Raw genomic sequence first — 22,759 nt, 5'->3', positions numbered from 1 at the left:
TAAGGGGGCACGCTATATGTACGGAAGACAGCGGATTGTATTTTATATAATTATGGCCCTGATGCTGATCGGACTGTTGTCCAATCTAAGAGCGTTTATAATACCGGTAATCGTTTTCGGCGTTGTATTCCTGCTCTACAAGTTCCCCCCAACTTCCTTGAGAGGGAAATTCCGGAGCTTCAAGGCGCCTGGAGGCAACCGAAACAGCCGAGGGCCGATCGATTTGAACCACACGAAACCGAAACGTAAAAAGTATCCTTTTACCGTCATTCAGGGAAACAAGAAGGATGATGATGACGATACACCAACCTATCATTAAATCAGCAAAACTTCCTCTGATCCTATCGGTCCGAGGAAGTTTTTTATTCACACCATAAGTTTATGCAGTCCTTTCGGTTCCTTTTCCCTATCGATATAAGTCTCTAAATACTGTTTAAACGACCAGCGATCAAAGAAAATCCTGCCTGCTTCACGCCCTGCTTCATACAAGGCCTGGCTTTTTTCCGGGGAAACCGAAAACTCGGTTGTGCCTACGATGTCCGCAGGTATTTTGATGGTACGATAATCGTTATGCTTACCAATATAGCGCTCATCATGAGCATTCAGCATCGTTTCGAACAAAGCCTGAAGCATCGTAAACGGACCATTGATCCTGTTGGGCTCCCCCGTCCTCTTTCCAACCAGCTGAAAGCCCAGCGTCGGCAGCTTGGGCATCCTGCCATGATGTTCATCAAGCAGCCATAACGGAAAATTGCTGAGAAGCGCACCGTCTACAATGTAATAAAATTGCTTATGGAAGGCATCCATCGGATTTTTGTCCCTCAAAGGTTTCCGAAGCAGCACAGGTTCGAAAAAATAAGGAATCGAGCAGCTCATCCGAACCGCTTTAGCTACTTCGAATTGTCCCGGCTTTATTCCGTAATGGATGAGGTCATCCGGGAGTACCAGAAGCTTGCCCTGTGTAATATCAGAAGCAATTACTCTTAGTTTTCCCGGAGGGAGATCGTTGAAGGTACGAATCCCTTTGGCCTGTAAAAGGCCCTTAACCCATAATTCGAGCCGCTCCCCGGAATAAAGCCCTTTCCGAAGCAGAATGCGGAGTGCCGGTCCTGCATAGTTAATACGGTGTAACCAGTCTCTGGCAAGAAAATGGCTGAAGGGCGTTGAACTTATAGTTTGCCTCATCTCCTCGGCAGTATAGCCCGCGGCAATTAGGGAAGCCACGATCGAACCTGATGAAGTGCCGGCCACCTGATGAAATTTGATTCCGCTGCTTTCCGCTGCCGTTACGGCCCCTACAAGTCCAATCCCTTTAACCCCGCCTCCCTGAAATACTGCGTTTACGTCCATTCTTGCTGCACCCGCTCTCTATCGACTGATGCCATCCGCTATTACGTATGTATGAGACTGCGGTTTGTACATATTCCGGCAGACATAAAAAACCGCATCTCTTCTATGAAGATGCGGTCTTGGTTATTCGTCCATTTCATTACGGATATTCTGCAATTCCGCCAGCCGTTCCGGGCTGCGGGTAAAGTATTCGACCAGCGTCTCGATACAGGTGATCGAATCCCAGCTTAAATGATGCTCAATTCCTTCAACATCCTTGTAAATGTTCTCGTTCTGCACGCCGATAATATGTAAAAATTGCTCCAGCAGCTGATGGCGGTCAACGAGCCGCTTGCCCATCTTCTTGCCTTTGGAAGTTAAGATTAAGCCCCTGTATTTCTCATAAACCAGATAATTGTCCTTATCCAGTTTCTGTATCATCTTCGTTACGGAGGAAGGGTGCACTTCCAATCCTTCGGCGATGTCGGAAACACGCGCGTAGCCCTTCTCGTCGATTAGCTTATAGATCCGTTCCAAATAGTCTTCCATGCTGGGGGTGGCCATTCGTGTTCCCCTCCTTCAAGCAGTTCAAATTCGCAGTACTCTTTATGATACCCTTGGTTGTCCATGAAATCAAGTCGTTCTGGAATAGACGCAAACATGACAGAATATTACCATGTTTTACGAAGTGAAGTACGGTGAAAACTACAACTATCTTTATGGAAAGGAGGCGGAAAGCCGATGACAACCTTAGTGCTGGAACCCGCAGATAAAAAGAAAAAAGCACCCCGAAGTACGGGAGAGTTCGCTCCCGAACTTGCTTATTTTGAACCGGAAGCCCTGAAGTACCCGAAAGGCGAACGGATTTTTGCCTGGGTGAAAGAACAAGGCATACCGTACCGGATGACTACATCCCATAACCGGATTACGAATCTTCCGGGCGAAACCGAACTTGAGCAATACAAAATTGCTAAGCGTACCTTGGTTGTAGGAGTAAGGAAAACATTAAAATTCGATACATCGAAGCCTTCCGCAGAATATGCCATCCCCGTAGCTACCGGATGTATGGGGCACTGCCATTACTGCTATTTGCAGACTACGCTCGGAGCCAAGCCCTATGTCCGGGTTTATGTGAATACGGATGATATTTTGAAGCAAGCTAAACAATATATTGAGGAGCGCAAACCGGAAATTACCCGGTTTGAGGCAGCTTGTACGTCGGACCCGGTCGGTTTGGAGCATATCTCCGGTTCTTTGAAGGAATACATTGAATTTATGGGGAAGGAAGAATTCGGTCGTCTTCGTTTCGTGACAAAATATCACCATGTGGATCCCCTGCTGGATGCAAAGCATAACGGGCACACCAGGTTTCGGTTCAGCGTTAACGCGGCCTACGTCATCAAAAATTTCGAGCCTGCTACTTCCCGTTTTGAAGAACGGATTGAGGCCGCCGGAAAAGTGGCAAAGGCCGGTTACCCTCTAGGGTTCATTGTGGCACCTATCATATGGCATGACGGATGGGAACAGGGGTATACGGAACTGTTTGAGAAGCTGAAGAATACGCTTCCGGAAGAAGCTACGCGAGACTTAACCTTTGAGCTGATCCAGCACCGTTTTACCAAAACAGCGAAAACCGTGATAGAGAAGCGGTATCCTAAGTCCAAGCTCGAGATGGACGAAGCCAAACGGCAATATAAATGGGGACGCTGGGGACAAGGAAAATATGTGTATCCGAAGGATCAGGCTGAGGCCCTCCGGGAGTTCATTACAGAACAGATCTTTGAAAAGTTCCCTAAAGCAAAACTGGAGTACTTCACTTAATAGGAAAAAAAGCCGACCTATACAGGTCGGCTTTCCTGCTTTATTATACGAACGTACGGCTGATAATTACCAAAAGGATGAATAATACCAGGATCATGCCGACATCGTAAAAGCCGCCGTAGCCGCCGCCGCAATGTCCTACGTTGCCCACACCTGTGTTCGCATAAGCGTTCAAATGCGCATCCGCGTGTACCCCTGCATTCAGTCCTGCGTTAAAGCCGCCCATTCCTGTTCCAATTCTTGTCATTGTAACATTCACTCCTTAGTTGTGGTTTTTGGTTCTGGGTGATGAACCACTGTATACTATGAGTGAAATGGCCTGTTGTTCTGTACGAATGTCCCGGTTCCTCTAAAATAGGCAGGTTGGATACCAATTCCGCCTAAATCATCAGGAGTCGATCAAGAACTGAAACCCCGGATGTTTGTAAACTAGAATGAAGTTCGGATCCCGGCTAAGGTTGTAATCCAAATCCTCCGGAGTGAACAGTCCGAAGTCATTCGGCAGCGTGTAACCAACTCCGAAATGATAACTTAACCATACCAGCTTTGAACAGTAAACCGACGTCCAGGGATCGTCCAATGCCACGTTGAGATCAAATGAAAATGGCGGAAGAACCGTCCCCTTTTGCAAGTGCTCCCGGCTCTTTAAGAAATAATCATACGCGCAGCGTGCAGCCGCCGTTCCCCAGGAAGGGTCTTTGGGGCGATAAACGGCACAGAGCGGATGCGGGGAGAAGAAGGATTCTTTGCTGGCCAGCTGAATGTAGGGATAGCTGATTACGGCTTCTACAATATGGCGTTCATCCACGGCAATGGCGCTATGGCCCAGGTAACCGGTAGGCACGTTCAATTCATTATCGCAAGCGGTAAGGATATCTCCGGGCAGAAGGCCGATAGATGTACCCGCCCGGTATTGGGTGTGGTCATTACTGCTCATGAGGAGACTCCACCTTCCTTTATGCATTACAGTTACCTTACACCATATTCGCCCATCGGGATGAAAAGAACTTTGCGCAAGGTGAAACGGCTGACGCTGTACTTTCAGGCGCAGAACTCGTTTCATTCCGGAGAAATATCAGAATCGGGTATAAGAATAAATCTTATACTTTCTGATATTTTGAAAAAAAGACCCCGCAACCGCGGAGTCCGTCATTCTAGACCTATTAAAATTTCAGCCATTCCGGCGTAATCGAATTTAAATATCTCGTCAGAACCGTCATTTGATCCGTGTACAACAGTACCCCAATGATCAGCATCAGGATCCCGCCTATTTTCATCAATAGATTAGAGTATTTTAAAATCCAGCGAGTGCTGCCGATGAAGAAGGCGAGCACAAAGAACGGAACGGCGAAACCGAGCGTATATGCGGTAATCAGAGGAAACCAGGTGCCCGGCTCCGTAGCGGCCAATGTCATGATGGAGCCCAGGATCGGCCCGATACAAGGCGACCACCCGGCAGCAAATCCGATCCCGAGCAGAAACGAGCCCGCATAGCCGGCCGGCCGGAAATTCATTTGAAGCTTACGCTCTTTCATCAAAAATTCAGGTTTAAAAATACCGAGCAGGAATAATCCCATGACAAAAATTAGGATGGCGGCAATCTTCTTAAACAAATCCCTGTAATTCGAATCAGCAAACACGTCCGAAATAATACCTGCCCCAAATCCCAGACTGTAGAAAATCATAGAGAAGCCCAGGATGAAAAACAGCGTATGCGTCATCGTCCTGATCCGCACTTCCCGGGTCCGTCCTTCCGATGATTTCAGCGTAGTTACGGAAATCCCGGTTATATAGGACAAATAGGAAGGATACAGCGGCAGACAGCAAGGCGAGATGAACGATGCAAGCCCCGCCCAAAAAGCGATCCAAACGTTAATATGCGCCATAAGATGGTACGTCCCCCTATATCGATAATCCCCTGCGGAAAGTCAGTTTAAACAGCAGCGTCAGTACAAGAATGCTGATCAGGGAAAGCACGACGGTAGCTCCTGGAGCATAGTTGAACAGTCCCGCAATGAGCAGCCCGGCTACAACGGAAATCTCGGAATAGATGACGGACCAGATCACTGTCTGTTTAAATCCCCGCGAAAATACAAGGCTGGTAGCCACCGGGATCGTCAATAGAGCAGAAACCAGCAAGGCACCGACAATCTTGATGCTGACGCTAATGACCAATGCCGTAAGAATAGTAATGACCATGTTCAAATACTGAATCGGCAGACCGCTGACACCCGCCGCGTCTTCATCAAACGACATCAGGAAAAATTCCTTAAATAAGAAGAACACAACACAAAGCACAATCACTGTTACAATGCCCACAATGAGCACATCCGTGTTATCGAGCGTATAGATGCTTCCGAACAAGTAACTCGTGACATTCAGGTTAAATCCTTTTCCTTGGGAAAACAGAAACGTCGCCAGCGCCACGCCGCCCGACATAATAATGGCGATCGACAGTTCAGCATAGGTTTTATACGTTTTGCGAAGCTTCTCTATTCCGAACGCGGCAATAATGGAGAATACAAGTCCCATGCCCAGCGGATAGATATTCACAAGAAATCCGAGGGCTACGCCTGCGATGGAAACGTGCGCCAGCGTATCCCCGATCATGGATAAACGCCGCAGTACAAGAAAAATACCCAGCAAAGGGGCAGCCAGTCCAATGAGCACGCCGCCTAGAATGGCCCGCTGAAAAAAATCGCTGTACAAAATATCCAAACTTTCCAACTGCTAAACTCTCCCTCTAAGCCGGCTGCAACAGCTTTTAATACGTGACGTGGGACTGCAGCTTGATCCGTAAATCCTTGAGGCTGTGAGCCAAGTCCGTTTCCCGGCAATCCTCGATCTCATGCGAATGTTTCACATAGAATTTCAGTTTGCCGCTGCGTTCGACCGGCTCTTTGCCCAAATAGGTTTCGATCATGTCCATATCGTGGGAAACCATCAGAAACGTGATATGGTGATGCTGATGCATATGCTTGATCATGTGGAAAAATCCCTGCTGGGTCTCGATATCAATACCGACCGTAGGTTCGTCCAGGATGAGCAGATCCGGGTTGTTCACCAAAGCCCGAGCCAAAAATACCCGCTGTTGCTGCCCTCCCGAAAGCTGCCCGATCCGCTTCTCCGCCAAGTCTTCAATGCTCATTGCATGGAGCGCATCGTCGCATTTTTGCAGATCGGTTTTGGTCAGTCGCCGGAACAGGTTTTTCTTGCCGTACAACCCGGACACCACAACTTCGCGCACCGTAGCGGGGAACAGCGGATTGAGCGAACTCTTCTGGGGCACGTATCCGATCCGCTCCCAATCCCGGAACGTGGTTATCGGTTCACCGAAAAGCCGGATCTCGCCTTCCGTCGGCTTTACCAACCCCACAATCATACGCAGCAAGGTTGTTTTTCCCGCCCCGTTGGAACCGATCAGCCCTACAAAATCCCGCTGTTTCACCGAAAACTGCAAATTCTCGATCACCGGCTTGTGGTCGTAGGCAAAAGAAAGGTCACGGATCGTAATTACGTCCTCGTGACATGCTGCCGTGAATAAATCAGGCTGGGACATAACAATGCTCCTTTACGTTACAAGTACCTTTATTGTAATGCCTTCAATAAATTTTGCAAATTTCCGTTCATCAGAGAGATATAATCTTCGCCTTTCTTCTCTTGTTCTTCGGTTATGCCTTCCACCGGGTTTAGAACCAGTGTTTCAACACCGGCTTCAGCCGCCAGTGTTTTGGCTAAGCGGTCCGACACAAGCTCCTCAAAGAAAATATAACGAACTTTATGTTCTTTCACAAATGTAGCGATTTCCAGCAAGTCCTGGCCCCTTGGCTCCGCATCGGGCGACAGTCCCATGATGGAAACCTGATTCAACCCGTAATCCCGTGCCAGATAACCGAAAGCCTGATGGGAAACCACGATATCTTTCTTGGCCGCCTTACCCAAATCTGTCCGGAACTTGGCGTCCAGAGCCGCCAGTTTTGCCTTGTAAGCTTCGTAATTGGCCTTGTAGTCCGTCTCGTTCGCAGGGTCAGCCTGAACTAAGGCGTTCATAATATTTTGCGCCATGATCAGCGCGGAGGCAGGGCTGGTCCAGGTATGAGGGTCATTCGCCAAATGGTCGTGTTCATTCTCAACACCATGCTCTTCCTCTGCGTGTTCATCCGTATGTTCTTCTTCCGTGTGCTCTGCCGTTGAAATCAGCTTGATTCCTTTACTGGCTTCTAAAGTCTTCAGCTTGGAGTCCGCAGGGATATTGTGAAGAAAATCGCTCACCCAACCTTCAAATCCCGCTCCGTTATAGATAAACAGCCGGCCTTCCTCAATGTTTTTCATATCCCGGCTCTTCGGGCTCCAGTCATGGGGTTCCACGCCTGCAGGCACCAGATTGGAGACGTACACATGGTCACCGCCGATGTTCCGCACAAAGTCGGCCAATGGGTAGATGGTCGTGATCACCTTTACTTTTCCTTCGGCAGCTTTGTTTTCCGCAGCGGAATCCTGCCCGCACGCCGTTAGCAGCAATGCCAGGATGACAGCGCTGATCCCGATTCCCAATCCCCGATTCCTAAACCTTCTCATCTCAAAACACCTCTTCACGTATATTCATAGGCAAGCGGAAAGAGCAAACTTACCGTTTGTTATGTGTAAATCGTAAACATTTCTATTTACAAGGTCAGATTGATTATACGAGGGAACCGGGCCCTTGTCAACGGGATTACGGCGGTTAGTACCTTGTAACATAAGGATGCCCTACGAAAAGGGGCTTCCCCCTTCCGTAGGGCGGTCCATCAGATTAATTGTTCATTGCTCCGGCTTATTTTACGAGAGCGCCGTTCGGCATGCTGTCCGGAACTGTTGCCAGCGTAAGCTGATCGCCTTGCGAAGCAGCCAGGATCATTCCCTGCGAGAGCTCGCCGCGCAATTTGACCGGTTTCAGGTTCGTCACGCAAATGACTTTCTTCCCTACCATCTCTTCGGGAGAATAGAATTTAGCGATACCTGAAACCACTTGGCGCTGTTCGTAGCCGAGGTCCAGCTGCAGCTTCAGCAGCTTATCCGCCTTGGCCACAGGCTCGGCGGAAAGCACTTGCGCTACGCGCAGCTCCACCTTGGCGAAATCGTCAATGCCGATTTCCGCCTTGAGTTCCGGCTGCGCGGCCGCTTCTCCCTTCGGGGCTTCCGACTGCCCCGAAGGCTGTGCCTCACCGGCTGTTCCAGCCGAAGCCGCAGCGCCTCCCATCGATTCCGCGATGAAGGCGACTTCCGGCTCCGTTTCCAGCCGGGGGAACAACGGCTCCCCTTTGGCCACGCGGGTTCCCGCGGCCAAGGTGCCGAAGGTATGCACGCTGTCCCATGCGGTCAGCGTGCCTTCCGCTATGCCGAGCTGCGACCAGATCTGCTGCGGCGTGCGGGTGAGGAACGGTTGCAGCAGCACGGAGACGATCCGCAGGGATTCGGCCAAGTGGTACATGACCGAACCGAGCGTCTCACGCTTGCTGTCGTCTTTCGCCAGCGTCCAGGGCTGGGTCTCGTCGATATACTTATTCGTGCGGCTCACAAGCGTCCAGACTGAGCTTAACGCTACCGAGAACTCCATCTGCTCCAGTGCCTCTTCGGCTTTCTTCACGGAAGTCTCCGCCGTTTCCTTCAACGCAGCGTCATACTCCGTAGCTCCCGGCAGGTATGCCGGGATTTCTCCGCCGAAATACTTATCGATCATCGCTACCGTCCGGTTCAACAGGTTGCCCAGATCGTTCGCCAGGTCAAAGTTCACACGTTCCACGAAGCTTTCGGGTGTAAAGGTGCCGTCGGATCCAAAAGGCACTTCACGCAGCAGATAATATCGCAGCGCATCCAGTCCGTAGCGGTCGATCAGAGTGACAGGATCTACGACATTGCCTTTGGATTTGGACATTTTCCCGTCTTTCATCAGCAGCCAGCCGTGCCCGAACACCTTTTTCGGCAGCGGCAGATCCAGCGCCATCAGCATAATCGGCCAGTAAATGGTGTGGAAACGGACAATCTCCTTGCCCACCAGATGCACATCGGCAGGCCAGAACTTGTTGTATCTATCCGGATTCTCCGTATCGTATCCCAGTGCGGTGATATAGTTGGACAGCGCATCGATCCAAACATAGATCACATGCTTCGGATCGCCCGGAACTTTGACGCCCCATTCGAACGTAGTCCGTGAAACCGCCAAATCCTCGAGGCCCGGCTTAATAAAGTTATTAATCATCTCATTCTTCCGGGATTCCGGCTGGATGAAGTCCGGATGCTCCTCGTAATATTGGAGTAGTCGGTCCGCATACTTGCTCATCCGGAAGAAATAGCTTTCTTCCTTCACCAGTTCCACGGCACGCCCGCAGTCCGGACAATTTCCGTTTACAAGCTGGCGCTCCAGGAAGAAGGATTCGCAAGGGGTACAGTACCAGCCCTCATACTCCCCTTTATAAATATCGCCCTGTGCTACCAGCCGTTCAAAAATACGGGCAACCACCGTCTTATGACGGTCCTCGGTCGTGCGGATGAAATCGTCATACCGGATCTCAAGCTTATCCCATAGCTGCTTAATGCCGCTTACGATGCCGTCGACGAACTGTTGAGGCGTCTCTCCCTTGTTCTCGGCGGCACGCTCGATTTTCTGGCCGTGTTCATCGGTGCCTGTCAAATACAGCACATCAAAGCCCCTGAGCCGCTTATACCGGGCCATCGCATCTCCTGCTACCGTAGTGTAAGCGTGTCCGATGTGAAGCTTATCGCTCGGATAGTAGATCGGTGTTGTAATGTAAAATGTTTTGTTGTTGTCCGTCATAGGAAGCAGCTCCTTCGTTAAAGTTTACGTCTCGGGGCAACAAAAAAAGCCCTGCCCCATCCAGCTATGGGGCGAGAGCTTGTGCTCACGCGGTACCACCCAAGTTCCCCTGCTTCCCAATCATGTAACCGGGATGCCGCAGGGCTTATAAGCTTCCTTTCGGAAGCCGTTCCGTTAACGCCGGAATCCGCGCCGCGGCTCACGCTTCTTTCAACTAATAAGAAGGCTCGCGCGCGGTTCCTCCCGGACCATCTTCCCAAGTCCGCCTATACCGGTTTTCAGCTGCCCCGGCTCTCTGGTAATAGGCTGTGCTTCGTACTCATCCGTTCACAGGAACGTAATAACCTATGTTGTTCTATACTAAGGTGAATATACCGTTTTTGCAGGTGCTATGTCAAGTTTTAGGGGCGCAGGGACGCCGCTTTTCGGACAATAGGCTTTTTGGGAACTGCAGCAGGTTTTCCGGTTTCATCGACTATTGTTTTCCGGGTGCCGGCCGTTACGGCTTGGGGGACTCTTTTACGGGCGGAAGTTGTGCGCCGTTTCTTGTTTTTGCGGCCGGGGGAAACCTTCTTTCTCCTATATCTTATCTTGGTTGCACCGGGAGTCCCCGTTTCTGTCAAAAGAGGAGCTGTTTCCATCAAAGCGCTTTCTGCCAATTCCGGCTCATGGATAGCAGGCACTTCCGGAGAAGCCGCCGCAGGCGTATCCAGCTCAAAGCCGTCGAAGGATAAGTCCCTTTTCATCGACCGGGCCAGTTCCTCCCACTCTTCTTCCTGCAGGGGCTTTTTCACGGCGACCAACTGATACAGAATTTCGACGGATGGGCTCACCTGCGGTTCCAAAAGAAGTTCCCGATCGTCCTCATCAAGCAGACCGCAGCGGTATTCATCACCGCAAGACAGCTCTATATTCAAAAGCCGGAAATCCATCCCGGGTTGTTCAGCACCTTCAGAGTAAACGAAAGACGATGCGGTCTCCCCGCGTTTCTCACTCTTCCGGAACCAGCCCTCAGGAAACTTGATCCGGTGCCGAAAGGGCTCCCAACATTCCGTGAACAGCCTCGGCGTATATTCATTAAAAGGAAAGGCAGAGCCGGGGATTTCCGAAGTCTTCGCGGTCCGCGAATAGGGTGCGATAACATATACAATCGACTTGTGCTTGCATACCCGGTAAATGTCACGCATAACCTTCATCGGATCTACCGACCATTGTAGGCAATGAGAAGCCACTAACTGATAAACTGAATCTTTTTCCAAAGGCAGGCCTTTGTCCATATCACAGACGATATCTACTCCGGGAATACCGAACTTGTCTATGCCCACAAATCCCTCCAACTTTTGAAAACCGCACCCTAACTGTACCCGCATATCCGTTCCCCCCATCCCCCAGTCATCGCCTGCTGATCCGCCGCCCTTGCATCATCATGATCCAGGTACTATAAACTATGCTGAACATGACAGTTGGTACGGAACCTTTGGCAAAATGGGTCAATCCCCCCTTACGGCCAGATGGACTTACTGTAAACAAGGTGAAACGGCTTACGCCGTCCTCTCGGCGAAAGGATCGTTTCATTCCGGAGAAATATGAGAACTCTGATATTACAAAAAAACCTGTCCAAGGACAGGTTGGGACGCTGCAAAAGGCTGCTCCATTTAGTCTTCTTTAGTTGAGCGTGCGGCAGAAGGAACGGGGTCGTACCCCCCGGGGTGAAACGGGTGGCATTTGCAAATGCGCAAGGCTGCCATGACCGCCCCCTTCCCGGCGCCATGCACTTCGATCGCTTCCAAAGCATAGGCGGAGCAGGACGGATAGAACCGGCAGGTAGGGGGTTTCAATGGCGAAATCCATCTGCGGTACACATGAATAGGGCCTTTCAGTAACGAAGCGATCAAGTCTGCTGCTCCGTCCGGCAGTCCTGGCAATAGCCGAATACTTCGAATTTATGTTTTACAACTTGAAAGTGGTCCGGAACTTTGCAGCCGGTATCCATCGGGCAGAACACCAGAGGATAAGTTTTTTCGCATTGCAGGCAGATCAAATGATGGTGATGATGGGCCTCCTGGCAGTGGACTTTGAATTTGATCCCGTCTTCAAAGACGAACTGCTCGAGCACTCCAAGTTCATGAAGAACCCGCAGGTTCCGGTACACCGTGTCAAAGCTCAACCCGGAATAGGACCTGCCCATCTCATCGTACACGTCTTTGGCTGTCAAATATCCTTCCGCTTCGGCAAACAGCTTGGCAAGAGTCTTTCTCTGGTCAGTAATGCGAAGGCCCTGTTCAGACATAACCTTCACGATTTGGTCCGTATTCAAGCTGCAACCCCCTCTTCCGTAATAAAATTATAATGCCTTAATTTTGAAAGCGCGTCAAACCGACGGCCATGGTACCGATTCAGCGCAAAAAAAGGCGGCCGATGCACGGCCGCCTGCTTCACTTATTTTTGAATATCAAGGAAACCGTAAAGTTCCTCAATGACCTTGTTGGCGGAAATGACGCCGCCTGATGTATTCCATGTTGTATCATCCACTTTGAATACCTTGTTGTTCTTTACTACGTTTAAATTTTTCCATAGAGGATCCTGCATCCACTCTTTCTCCAGATCGGTGGCTTTATTATCCCCTTCTTCATAGGTGAAGTATATGAGGATATCACCCTCCATATCAGGAATCCGTTCTTTGGATACGTCATCGGAAAACTCATCTTTATCCTGTGCGGCAGGACGCGCCATGCCAAGTTCACTTAAAATCATTCCAGAGAACGTGTTCTTGTAGTAAATGCGCACTTTGCCCGGCATGAAACGGACGATGGAAACCTTCGTGTTCAGCTTGTCGCCGGCTTTCTCTTTAAATGCTTTCACATTCGCATCAAACTCAGCAATGACTTTATCGCCTTCCGCTTTCTTATTCAGAGCTTCGGCATAGAGCTTGAAATTATTCTGCCACTCTCCGCGAAGTGTCTCTGACATCACCGTCGGAGCGATGGCTTCCAGCTGTGAGTAAATCTTCTCCTGGCGGAACTTCGTGCCGATAATCAGATCGGGAGCAAGCTCAGCAATTTTCTCCAGGTTCGGCTGGCTTTCGTCGCCCAGTACTTCAACGCCTTCCATATCCGCTTTCAAATGTTCATACCACGGGTTTCCTGTCCAGGATTTAACCGCTCCAACCGGTTTAACGCCCATGGCCAGCAGCGCTTCGGTTCCTTCATTCGTCAGCACTACAACACGCTTAGGCGTACCTTTAATGGTAGTTTCCCCCATCGCATGTTTCACTTTATATTCGGCATTCTGTGCTTCGTTACCGGAAGCACCCGCATTGTTTCCTTGATTATTTCCTTCCCCGTTCGAGCTGCCCGCGTTGTTTCCGCATCCTGCCAAAACGAGTGCAACCATAAGTATTACGATCAGTGCTTGTGTAACATTGAATTTCCTGCTTGCTTTCATGTTTCTCCCCCTAGTGATAATGATTCTCATGTGCAATCTATGTATATCCTAATGGAGAAGCTTGCTTCTGTCAACCATCAATTGAGAATGAGTATCAGAGTCATTGACTTGTACACTCTCATCCCCTAAACTTAAGCGAGGGATTCTATCGGTTGTTATTCGAATTTGATCTTACTTGAAACGAAATTATATCTGATCTTATCTGTAAGGAGTTTGTTATGCCTTCCGTATTGCTTCGTTCTAATGCTGCCCGATGGGCAGGCTTGGCCTTATCTATTTTCATCCTGCTGCTGCTGGCGGCGGCCGGTGTTCTTTATGGAAGCAAGCTGTTTTCTCTTGCCGACTTCACCGGGGCGCTGACCCGGTTCCAGGGTACGAATGACCAGATTATTATCAAGGATGTCAGAATACCGCGCGTGCTGATTGCAGCCTGCGTTGGGGCAAGTCTGGGCGCCGCTGGGGTTTTGCTCCAGGCGCTCACGCGCAACCCTGTCGCAGAACCCGGGATTTTCGGATTAAACGCCGGGGCCGGGCTAAGCATAGTACTTGCCGTTACCTTATTTGGAACAGCATCCTTGCAGTCCTTCACTTGGATCGCTTTCCTAGGGACAGCCCTGAGCGGGGCCGCCGTTTATTTTCTCGGATCGCTGGGACGCGGCGGTTTATCCCCTGTTAGGGTAACTTTGGCAGGAGCAGCCGTTACGGCGCTCGCAACCTCTTTTATCCAAACGGTACTGGTCGTGGACCAGCGCACGACGGAAGAAGTGCTTTTCTGGCTCTCCGGTTCGGTCGAGGGCCGCAAGCTGACCATTCTTTATCATGTGCTGCCTTTCATGGCTGCAGGTTGGGCCGGAACGCTCCTTCTTTCCAGCCCAATGAACACGCTCATGTTAGGCGATGACGTAGCCAAAGGTCTCGGGCAGCGTACCGTGTGGGTGAAAGCAGGAATGGCTGGCTGCATCATCCTGCTCGTAGGCGCGTCTGTCGCAGCTGCAGGACCGATCGCTTTTATCGGGTTGATTGTCCCCCATCTGGCCCGCTATGTTGCCGGAGGCGATTTGCGGTGGATGACGGCTTACAGCCTTCTTCTTGGAGCGATCATGCTGATTTTAGCGGATATCGCCGGCCGTTTCGTGGCCATGCCGAATGAAATGCCGATCGGTGTGATGACAGCTCTGCTGGGGGCGCCTTTCTTCATTTATACCGCCAGAAAGGGGTTGAGCCGATGAAGAAAATTCCAGCTGATCATACATTTTATACATTCCGAAACAAGAAACTGGGCTTGTCCGGACAAATCCGGCGAAAAAACGTGTGGATCATGTTTTCTCTGCTCTTTCTCTTGTTCGCGCTTCTGGTAGCAAGCGCATCTATCGGAGCGGTTTCCCTGGAACCCTTCCGCGTTCTGAAGGTGTTCTTCGGTGCCGGTACGGCCAAAGATACGCTCATTGTGAATCAGCTTCGCATGCCCCGGGCGGCCGCTTCCATTCTTATCGGAGCCGCGCTGGGTGTCTCCGGAGCCATGATGCAGGGAATGGGACGCAATCCGCTGGCATCGCCTGATATTCTTGGAATTACAAGCGGCGCTTCAGCCGCAGCTGTCGGGTTTCTCGTTCTGTTTGAAAGTGCCTCCATCCACTTGCTGCCTTTTGCTTCTTTCGGCGGCGCGCTGCTGACCGCTGCCCTGATCTATGCCGCTGCCTGGAAACGCGGCGTGGGACCGCTCACCTTCGTGCTGGTCGGCGTAGGGATCGGCTTTGTGATGTCGGCTCTGACGACGCTGCTGATCGTAACCAGCCCGATGTACTTGACCAGCAAAGCGCTGAACTGGCTTGCAGGAAGCGTCTACGGGACTACTTGGGCCCAAGTGGGCGCTCTGACTCCGTGGTTCTTGATATTCTTTGTGCTTGCGCTTCTGTTCACGCGAAGACTGAACGCGCAGCAAATGGGCGATGACGCCGCACAAAGCGTAGGCAGCGCCGTGCAGAAAGACCGTCTGCTGCTGCTGCTCATCATCGTTGCCCTTGCAGGCTCTGCTGTAGCGGTTGGAGGTGCTATCGGCTTTGTTGCTTTGATAGCCCCGCACATCGCACGCAGGCTGGTCGGTCCGTCTTTTGGCTCGCTGCTGCCGGTGTCCGCTCTAACCGGAGCTGCCGTAGTAACGGCTTCCGATCTGGCTGCGCGGACCGCGTTCAGTCCGCTGGATTTACCGGTCGGCCTCATCACTTCCGCCGTCGGCGCACCCTTTTTCATTTATCTGTTGTACAAAAATCGTAATAGTTAACTTACGACCTCTCATAAACATCAATGGAAGGAAAGATGCTTCATGTCCGTTCTTGCGGCCCGCGACCTAACTTTAGCTTATGGAGATCAGACGATTATCAAGGATCTGAGCCTTCATGTTCCCCAAGGGGAAATCACTGTCCTGATCGGCAGCAACGGATGCGGGAAATCCACGCTTCTTCGTTCGCTGGCCAGGCTTCTCAAGCCCAAAGGAGGCAGTGTACTGCTGGACGGGGAAGACATCTCCCGGGTTCCGACCAGGGATATTGCCAAGAAACTGGCAATCCTTCCGCAATCCCCGCAAGCTCCGGAGGGGCTGACTGTATATGAACTTGTGAAGCAGGGCCGGTATCCTTACCAGTCCTGGCTGAGCCAATGGTCCGAGGAGGACGAACGGAGCGTAAGGAAGGCGCTGGAGGCTACCGAACTGATGGAACTCACCGACCGTACGGTAGATTCCTTATCGGGCGGCCAGCGCCAAAGGGCATGGATCGCCATGACCCTTGCTCAAGGCACGGAAACGATTCTTCTGGACGAACCAACCACATATTTGGATTTAACTCATCAAATTGAAGTTCTCGACCTGCTCTTTCATCTGAATGAGCAGGAAGGCCGGACCATTGTTATGGTACTCCACGATATCAACCTGGCCTGCAGGTATGCAAGCCATATGATCGCGGTCAGGGACCAGAAAGTGTACGCTTCAGGCAGCCCGGAGCAGCTGGTTACAACCGAGCTGATGAAAAGCGTGTTCGATCTGGATTGCCGGATTCTTCAGGACCCGCTTTTCGGTACTCCGCTATGCATCCCTTACGGCAAAGGAAGACACACCGGCAACACGTAATCTACAACGATCGGAGGACTGCAGCATGCTGACACAGGAGGAATTGGCAAGAATAGAGAAGCAGTACGGACTTTATCTTGGAAGGAGACCTGCCGGGACTGCGGCGGTTCACGGTTCCGCATTGGCAGTTCCCGACAGCTTAGCAGCGTTCATAAGCATTCATCAGGAGGCTTTACAGGCTCCTCGGGCTGCGGTGGCCGCTTCTCTTTTTACCAAATCCTATGCGCGTGCGTTATGCGGGTTATTAGATCTTTGGTATGTGCACAGGTTGGCACCGCTTCCTCAGCTTAACGCTTTGGAAGTGATCAGCAACGGACTCGGCGGGATCATGCTGCATGCTGATCCTTCCATGCTTACCGCAGTGAACCATGAAACAAAGGGAGTTACGGGAAATCACGTCTTCCGTCAAATAGCGTCTGACCATCTGCAGCCGGTATTGGAGTCCATCCACAAACATTATCATCTGAAGCTGTCCCTTTTATGGGAAAACGCCTATATTTATCTGGCGAATCATTACAAGCTTTGGGCAACAGAAGCGGCAAGCGAGCAGAAAAAAACGCGTATAAGGGATGATTGGGAATTCATCAGAACATCGGAATTCCCCCTCGATCTTCCCGGGAAGCTGCAGGACCATCCGCTGCATCCTGGAACGACCTTCCGAGTCAGAAGCAGCTGCTGCCAGAAGCACCTGCTGCCGGCGGGAATTTCCTGTACGGTCTGCCCGCTCGTGACAGAGGAAGAAAGAGCGAAGATCCTCAGCCGCAAAGGCTGATTCCCCTGACCTTCGGACTTATTTCCCCTGCCTCCTGCTCCGTATAAAGATGAACAACGTAACGATCAGCGGCACGGCAATTTGCATAGGGACATGCATGTAATAAGGCACGGCTTGCAAACCTACTTTAATATGGTCCGAATAATTTCGGCTCATCGCAATGGAAAGCCATAACATCGCCCCCCCGATTAAAACAGCAACCACTCCTCTTTCCCCTTTTCCGCTCATTTTCAATAAGGAAGCATAGCTTGTAACCGCGCCGTAATAATACACCGCTATCTTGAAAAATACACCTACGATCAGCAGAGACAGTACAACTGCATCCAGCCTTTGGATAAAATCCCCTACTCCTACTTTTCCAAGCACGGTCATCAGCGGAAACAGCTCCATGGAAGCACGGTCCGGCCCCAGCACCGCGATCTCGGTCCATATAACGGCAGCAAGGGTCACCCCTCCAATGAATACCGCCTTAAGCATCGTTGCTAATATATTACTGTCTTCCTTTCTAAGGGTCGGCAGGATCATCAGAAACACGATCAATTCCCCGAAAGGAAACGTTACCGTCAGCGGAAAAGCTGTTTGCAGCAAAGGCTTCAGCCCGTCTTCAAACAGCGGTAAAGACTGCTCCGGCTTTACAATGCCCGACATCCCAGTGAGGAAGGCGACAATGATGCCTACGAAAAACAGAAAACCAAACATGATTTCGGAGCCCCGGGCCAAAACTAGAATTCCTTTATTGAACGAGTACATGATCAATATCATCATAACGGCGTTCATTACCAAAACGGGCGTCTCGTTAAAGGCCGTAATGGAGATTAAGTAGCCGAAATCCCCTAATACCCTGGAACCGATATACAGGAAATAAAGCATATATCCTAAAGCTAATGCAGTACCCGCATAGGGACCAAGCAGATAGACCAATGTTTCTGCCCAGTTCCTCGAGGGTGAGAAGCGATATATGTAATAATACATGGCCATAAGCAGCAAACCGGCAGCCATCCCAATCAATACGGCGACCCATGCCGCCTGTTTGGCCTGAAGTCCCAAGCCTACTACAACGGAGCTGCCTAATTCGAAAAGGAACATCATGCAAAAAAGCTGGCGAGGCGCTACGTTACCTTTCATTGATATTCTCTCCCCGGGTTTTCCCAACAAAAGTGGAAGCCAACAGGATCAAGGGGATGCCGACTCCCCCAATAAAAGTAAGTACAGGAATGATTTTCATGGTAGCATAACCGGAATAAGTGGAGTTCGGGGAAATAACCAACGTAAAAGGGACCATGAAGAAACCAAAAGGATAAATAAACGGTTTCCACTCCTTGGACCTTACCATTCGAGCAAAAAGGGTTAGAGACACATAGTAGCAGACAGCGGTTTTAAAAAAGATCGTGACAAACCAAATGCCCGCCATTAAAATTTCCAAACGGCCGAAAAACCCTCCCCCGTGAAGGGATTGAGCAAGTCTAAACGTCGGAAACACGTTATAGCCTGTTAATTCCGCGCCTTCAATCATGATACAGAACAAAGTCAGCATAGTAATGATTGCGCCGCCAAAAATAATAGAAAAGAGAAAAGCTTTACGAAGCATAGTTGCCCGGCTGGTTGCCATGGGTGCTATAGACAAAAACAATACCATTTCCCAAAAGGGAAACGTCTGAAAAAACAGGGCTCCCTTTGCGATCCCTTCCCAGCCGTATCCCAAAATAGGCTCCAGCTCTTCCAATCGGGCGTCATTGGTTAGGAAAATGATAAAAATAAACAAGATAAAAAGGATAAAGGGGAAAAACAGCTCTCCCGCTCGGGCTATGCTGGTTAACCCTACCTTCATGGCATATGAGGTGAGGAGCACAACTACAAAAATAAGCACTGTCATGGGTGTTTCCGGCAGCAATTGTATTGTCAGAAAACCGACGATATTTCGTATATTCCCGGCAATTAAGATCATAGCTAAAAGGAGAAGGAACAGGTTTATGACTCCGCCTGCCAGCCTTCCCAGTTTCTTGAAAGCATACTCATCAATAGATTGTGCATTCATGCGCTTGTAAAGCCCGCTGTACAGAAGCGCGAAGAAACAGGCCATTCCCATGCCTCCAATACTTGCCAGCCATGCAGCTTCTCCCGCAAACTTTGCAAACACAGACGGAAGAAGCGAGATAGCCCCGCCAAGCACATAAAGCAGCATGATGATGGAAAGCTGTCTTATATTCATCGAATCCGAACCGCGCATTCATAGCCATCCCTTTCAGAAAAGAAAGCTTATTTTATTACCAATGTAATCAAATGGTCGATCCATGCCAATGGAGTCGCTTGTATTCCGACGATATAGACTGCAACATTATAGAGAACTGCAACAATCAGCAGCACCAAGAATGCGCAGATCGTATTCCATGAGCCGGATCTTCGCAGTGTCGGCATTTCGAGCCGCAGGATCAGCAAGGTGAAGGCGCCAATGTAAAGATACGTCATGTTCCGCTCTCCGCCGGCCTGATCGCTTTATTCAGCGTGCCTGTTCTGCGAAGCGTATATCCGACATGATATCGGACTTTTACCCTTGGAAACATCTCATCCCACTCCTTCTCCATTCTCTTCCACTGCTGCGGATGCTTTCTATGAAATGTTTCTCCAAAACCGAAGACATCACACTTGCATGATTTAGCTTTTTGTACGGAGCTTTCCATAATATCTAACACCGCTTTTCTGCCAGCCCACTCCAACTGCTGCATGACCTTGACATCGGAAATATCGGCGTCACACATGACTTCCGCTACATTTGCTTCAATCACGGAATGTACATCGATGACCGGCTTGTTATGCTCCAGGCTTCCTTTGAATTTGGTGTCCGCTTTCACGACTTCTGCGTTAAACACGCCTCCCTTCGGACAACGGACATGTCCGACCGTATTTTTTACATTGTCCATAATGTAATTATAGCCTTTGCTTTCCTTCTCATTGAGCCAGGCTACCAGCCGATCCTTTTTGAAAACAGCTAAATTTCCAATGGTTAATCGGGCAGGTGGGTCAATCGTCTGCATGGAATCCAGTGACTCCCCCTCCGAAACGGGACCGGCAATTTCGACACCGGTCAATACAGGCCACATATTCTTGCTGATCACTCGGGAAAGAAGATCATCTAAGTAGATGCCGATTGACGGTGCCCATACCTGTTCCGATGTCGTTAAGGAGTTAAACATTTTTTGGGCAGGCACGGTTTCCAAAGGAGTAAATATCCGCAGCACTTTTTGAGCCGTAGTACGTCTTGCCACTAGGATATAGAAGTCGTTCCGGATTTCATGGTCCCGGGCAAGGTAGTCCAAAGCAGGCGCAACGCCTTCCTTTGCCAGTCGCTCGCCGATCACCAGCACCCGAAGGTGAGCGGAATAAATTTCTCTGGGTGTCTGCTTTGTCATCTTGCGAACCGCTTCCAGAATAGTGCGGCCTTCGGCGGTATATACCACTGCAGGAGTTGCCCCGCCTCCCCGGCTTTTTCCGCCGATAGAGGAGGGATTCACCACCTGCGCACTAACCGTATAATTGCCATTCTCCTCTTTATCCAGGCCCAACCCAAGGGTTATGGCGAGATCATTCAGCTCCCTCCTGTTCCAGCAGCCTGGAAGAAATAAAGTTATCATCACAATAGGAAGCAGTAAAATCATCGCGCTTTTAACTGCCTTGATTATGGTTATGGAGCCCAACCCTTTCGCCTCCTTATGCTTGGAATGATGTTTACCGGTTCCGGTCTGCATGCGGTTTACCTCCCAGATAATCCGGCTTTCGCCTCATCAGCCATGGGGGCATACGGAAGATCGCATCACCCTGATCGTAGGTATCATAGGGGGCAAAAGGCGACATGTAGGGGACGCCGAATGATTTTAGAGAACACAGATGGAGAGTGAGGGCAATCAGCCCGACCGTAATTCCGAATAGTCCGAAGCTGCCTGCAAGAATCATAAACAGAAAACGCAACATCCGGATCGAAATGCTCATGTTTACAGCGGGGAATACAAAACTGGTAATCGCCGTAATGGAAACTACAATAACCATGGCCGCCGAAACGATACCCGCTTCCACAGCCGCTTGGCCGATGACAAGCGCTCCGACGATGGACACGGCTTGTCCGACTGCTCTAGGCAGCCTGACGCCCGCTTCCCGCAGCACTTCAAACGTGAACTCCATGGCAATCGCCTCGATCAAGGCGGGAAAGGGGATCCCCTCCCGCTGTGCCGCCAAGCTGATCAGCAATGGAGTAGGGAGCATTTCCTGGTGAAAGGTTGTAACTGCGATAAATAAGGCCGGTGCCAATAAGGAGATAAGCAAGCTGATGTATCTTAACAACCGGATCAAAAAACCGATATCCGCCCGCTGATAATAGTCTTCCGCTACCTGAAAAAAATGGGTGAATAAAGCAGGCACAATAAGCACGAAAGGGGTGCCGTTCACTACAACGGCTGCACGTCCTTCCATCAGGGCGGCAGACACCATGTCAGGGCGCTCGGTGTTAAAAACCGTTGGGAACGGTGTCCAAAATTGGTCCTGTATCCATTCTTCAATATTTCCGCTTTCCAGAATGCCGGGCACCTTGATTGCATGAAGCCGGGCAAAAAGCTCCTGAACAACATCTTCTTTCGCTATGCCCTCCATATACATTACTGCGATTTCCGTCTTGCTCATTTCGCCTATATTCATCTGTCTGCAGCGAAGCCTGGAATCCCGGATTTTTCTGCGTACCAACATCGTATTCGTCCTAAGGTTCTCTGTGAAGCCTTCCCTGGAACCACGAATGACTGTTGCCGAGGAGGGTTCCTCAATAGCTCTCTCTTTCGGGCTGGAAGTATCCACGGAAAGTCCCTTCCCGACTCCGTCCAGGAGGATGACGGTATTGCCGCCCAACAGCTCCAAATACAGTTCCGGCCATGATGTAAGTTCTTTGATGCCGCCGTTCGTTATCGCTTCGTGAAGCAGCCATTGGTAAGCCGCTTCCGGTGTGGCGCTCTCTCGTAATGAGCCGCTCTTTGAGTCGGCAGCCAAGGGCTTAAGAATCGTTTCGTTAACAATGGCTTGACTGGTCAGTCCGTCTGTATACATGACCAGCGCTTGTAAAGGATAGCTGCCGGCTGCTATCTCTTTCAGTACAATATCCGAATCTTGCCCGAGCGACTTCTCGATAAAGTCCCTGTTCTCTTTCATTACACAGGACAAGCTGGGAGACTCCGCAGGCACGCCTCTTTGCATGCGGCTGGACCCGTCCTTCTCGTTAGCTGTTCCTTTCAGTCCAAGTATCGTGGTCAGAAATGACATAGGAACCCTCCTTTGCAGGTAGATTTCCCCTGACTTGGAAGTTTCATGCGCCTCCGGTCAAAGCTCTATTAGCTAAAATTACCCCAAACTATATTTAAAAAGGCTTGCTCGGCCGATAATTTTCTGTCATTCGGGTTACCCTAGCCTAAGGATGTACCAA

General features: G+C 50.3%; 24 protein-coding genes. 6 read left to right on the top strand and 18 right to left on the bottom strand.

All coding sequences use genetic code 11. The features are described 5' to 3' along the window. Positions 1-16 precede the first annotated feature (16 nt). On the top strand, positions 17-319 hold the full coding sequence (locus ACFSUF_RS05405; protein ID WP_377600893.1) for a hypothetical protein: 303 nt from the start codon (positions 17-19) through the stop codon (positions 317-319). 47 nt (positions 320-366) lie between these two features. On the opposite strand, the gene ACFSUF_RS05400 is transcribed toward ACFSUF_RS05405, so the two are convergent. Then, positions 367-1,350, bottom strand: coding sequence for a patatin-like phospholipase family protein (locus ACFSUF_RS05400; RefSeq protein ID WP_377600891.1), 984 nt, complete (start codon positions 1,348-1,350; stop codon positions 367-369). Positions 1,351-1,473: 123 nt separating this feature from the next. Continuing rightward, positions 1,474-1,893, bottom strand: coding sequence for a transcriptional regulator MntR (gene mntR, locus ACFSUF_RS05395; RefSeq protein WP_377600889.1), 420 nt, complete (start codon positions 1,891-1,893; stop codon positions 1,474-1,476). A gap of 177 nt (positions 1,894-2,070) precedes the next feature. Between mntR and splB the strand changes: the two genes are divergently transcribed. Further along, positions 2,071-3,150, top strand: coding sequence for a spore photoproduct lyase (splB, locus tag ACFSUF_RS05390; RefSeq protein WP_377600887.1), 1,080 nt, complete (start codon positions 2,071-2,073; stop codon positions 3,148-3,150). Positions 3,151-3,193: 43 nt separating this feature from the next. Here the strand turns inward: splB and ACFSUF_RS05385 are convergent, their stop codons facing one another. The 11 genes from ACFSUF_RS05385 to ACFSUF_RS05335 form a co-directional block, all read right to left on the bottom strand. Next, on the bottom strand, positions 3,194-3,301 hold the full coding sequence (locus ACFSUF_RS05385; RefSeq protein WP_377601743.1) for a YjcZ family sporulation protein: 108 nt from the start codon (positions 3,299-3,301) through the stop codon (positions 3,194-3,196). Positions 3,302-3,538: 237 nt separating this feature from the next. Further along, complete coding sequence (locus ACFSUF_RS05380) at positions 3,539-4,087, bottom strand: hypothetical protein (RefSeq protein ID WP_377600884.1); 549 nt, start codon at positions 4,085-4,087, stop codon at positions 3,539-3,541. Between the two features lie 226 nt (positions 4,088-4,313). Further along, on the bottom strand, positions 4,314-5,036 hold the full coding sequence (locus tag ACFSUF_RS05375) for a cytochrome c biogenesis CcdA family protein (protein ID WP_377600882.1): 723 nt from the start codon (positions 5,034-5,036) through the stop codon (positions 4,314-4,316). Positions 5,037-5,052: 16 nt separating this feature from the next. Continuing rightward, a complete protein-coding gene (locus ACFSUF_RS05370; protein WP_377601741.1) occupies positions 5,053-5,868 on the bottom strand; it encodes a metal ABC transporter permease in 816 nt (271 codons plus the stop codon). A 46-nt stretch (positions 5,869-5,914) separates the two neighbouring features. Further along, a complete protein-coding gene (locus ACFSUF_RS05365; RefSeq protein WP_377600880.1) occupies positions 5,915-6,709 on the bottom strand; it encodes a metal ABC transporter ATP-binding protein in 795 nt (264 codons plus the stop codon). 29 nt (positions 6,710-6,738) lie between these two features. Further along, positions 6,739-7,728, bottom strand: a complete 990-nt coding sequence (locus ACFSUF_RS05360) for a metal ABC transporter substrate-binding protein (RefSeq protein WP_377600878.1) — start codon at positions 7,726-7,728, stop codon at positions 6,739-6,741. 235 nt (positions 7,729-7,963) lie between these two features. Beyond that, positions 7,964-9,964, bottom strand: a complete 2,001-nt coding sequence (gene metG / locus ACFSUF_RS05355; protein ID WP_377600875.1) for a methionine--tRNA ligase — start codon at positions 9,962-9,964, stop codon at positions 7,964-7,966. Between the two features lie 401 nt (positions 9,965-10,365). Continuing rightward, the gene (locus tag ACFSUF_RS05350) at positions 10,366-11,334 is read right to left on the bottom strand and encodes a hypothetical protein (protein ID WP_377600873.1); all 969 of its coding nucleotides are present in this window, start codon (positions 11,332-11,334) and stop codon (positions 10,366-10,368) included. Between the two features lie 285 nt (positions 11,335-11,619). Next, positions 11,620-11,856, bottom strand: a complete 237-nt coding sequence (gene yidD / locus ACFSUF_RS05345) for a membrane protein insertion efficiency factor YidD (protein ID WP_377601739.1) — start codon at positions 11,854-11,856, stop codon at positions 11,620-11,622. Beyond that, a complete protein-coding gene (locus tag ACFSUF_RS05340; protein WP_377601737.1) occupies positions 11,856-12,254 on the bottom strand; it encodes a Fur family transcriptional regulator in 399 nt (132 codons plus the stop codon). Before ACFSUF_RS05340 ends, yidD begins: the two co-directional genes overlap by 1 nt. Positions 12,255-12,403: 149 nt before the next feature. Then, entirely contained in the window at positions 12,404-13,408 is a 1,005-nt protein-coding gene (locus ACFSUF_RS05335) for an ABC transporter substrate-binding protein (protein WP_377600871.1), read from the bottom strand. A gap of 218 nt (positions 13,409-13,626) precedes the next feature. Here ACFSUF_RS05335 and ACFSUF_RS05330 point away from each other — a divergent pair, with 218 nt between their 5' ends. The 4 genes from ACFSUF_RS05330 to ACFSUF_RS05315 are packed head-to-tail and all read left to right on the top strand — an operon-like array spanning position 13,627 to position 17,304. Then, positions 13,627-14,637, top strand: a complete 1,011-nt coding sequence (locus tag ACFSUF_RS05330; RefSeq protein WP_377600869.1) for a FecCD family ABC transporter permease — start codon at positions 13,627-13,629, stop codon at positions 14,635-14,637. Continuing rightward, positions 14,634-15,689: a FecCD family ABC transporter permease gene (locus ACFSUF_RS05325; protein ID WP_377600867.1), complete on the top strand. Its 1,056-nt coding sequence runs from the start codon at positions 14,634-14,636 to the stop codon at positions 15,687-15,689. The genes ACFSUF_RS05330 and ACFSUF_RS05325 overlap by 4 nt, the downstream gene beginning before the upstream one ends. A gap of 42 nt (positions 15,690-15,731) precedes the next feature. Next, on the top strand, positions 15,732-16,532 hold the full coding sequence (locus tag ACFSUF_RS05320; RefSeq protein ID WP_377600865.1) for an ABC transporter ATP-binding protein: 801 nt from the start codon (positions 15,732-15,734) through the stop codon (positions 16,530-16,532). 25 nt (positions 16,533-16,557) lie between these two features. After that, positions 16,558-17,304 carry a hypothetical protein gene (locus ACFSUF_RS05315; RefSeq protein WP_377600863.1) on the top strand — a complete coding sequence of 249 codons (747 nt, stop codon included), beginning with the start codon at positions 16,558-16,560 and terminating at the stop codon, positions 17,302-17,304. Between the two features lie 18 nt (positions 17,305-17,322). Here ACFSUF_RS05315 and ACFSUF_RS05310 read toward each other — a convergent pair whose 3' ends face one another. From ACFSUF_RS05310 to ACFSUF_RS05290, 5 genes are read right to left on the bottom strand one after another with little or no spacing between them, the layout of a single operon-like run. Further along, positions 17,323-18,429 carry a GerAB/ArcD/ProY family transporter gene (locus ACFSUF_RS05310; protein WP_377600861.1) on the bottom strand — a complete coding sequence of 369 codons (1,107 nt, stop codon included), beginning with the start codon at positions 18,427-18,429 and terminating at the stop codon, positions 17,323-17,325. Continuing rightward, positions 18,419-19,531, bottom strand: a complete 1,113-nt coding sequence (locus ACFSUF_RS05305; protein ID WP_377600859.1) for a GerAB/ArcD/ProY family transporter — start codon at positions 19,529-19,531, stop codon at positions 18,419-18,421. The genes ACFSUF_RS05310 and ACFSUF_RS05305 overlap by 11 nt, the downstream gene beginning before the upstream one ends. Before the next feature lie 29 nt (positions 19,532-19,560). Further along, positions 19,561-19,770, bottom strand: coding sequence for a hypothetical protein (locus ACFSUF_RS05300; protein WP_377600857.1), 210 nt, complete (start codon positions 19,768-19,770; stop codon positions 19,561-19,563). Then, positions 19,767-21,047, bottom strand: a complete 1,281-nt coding sequence (locus ACFSUF_RS05295) for a Ger(x)C family spore germination protein (protein WP_377600855.1) — start codon at positions 21,045-21,047, stop codon at positions 19,767-19,769. The genes ACFSUF_RS05300 and ACFSUF_RS05295 overlap by 4 nt, the downstream gene beginning before the upstream one ends. Then, complete coding sequence (locus ACFSUF_RS05290; RefSeq protein WP_377600853.1) at positions 21,028-22,599, bottom strand: spore germination protein; 1,572 nt, start codon at positions 22,597-22,599, stop codon at positions 21,028-21,030. The genes ACFSUF_RS05295 and ACFSUF_RS05290 overlap by 20 nt, the downstream gene beginning before the upstream one ends. Between the last annotated feature and the right edge of the window lie 160 nt (positions 22,600-22,759).

The sequence above is a fragment of the Paenibacillus gansuensis genome, from assembly GCF_042684925.1.
GTDB lineage: Bacteria > Bacillota > Bacilli > Paenibacillales > DY6 > Paenibacillus_N > Paenibacillus_N gansuensis.
The sequence above is the reverse complement of the archived record's forward strand: the minus strand, read 5'-3'. Positions and strand labels throughout refer to the sequence as shown.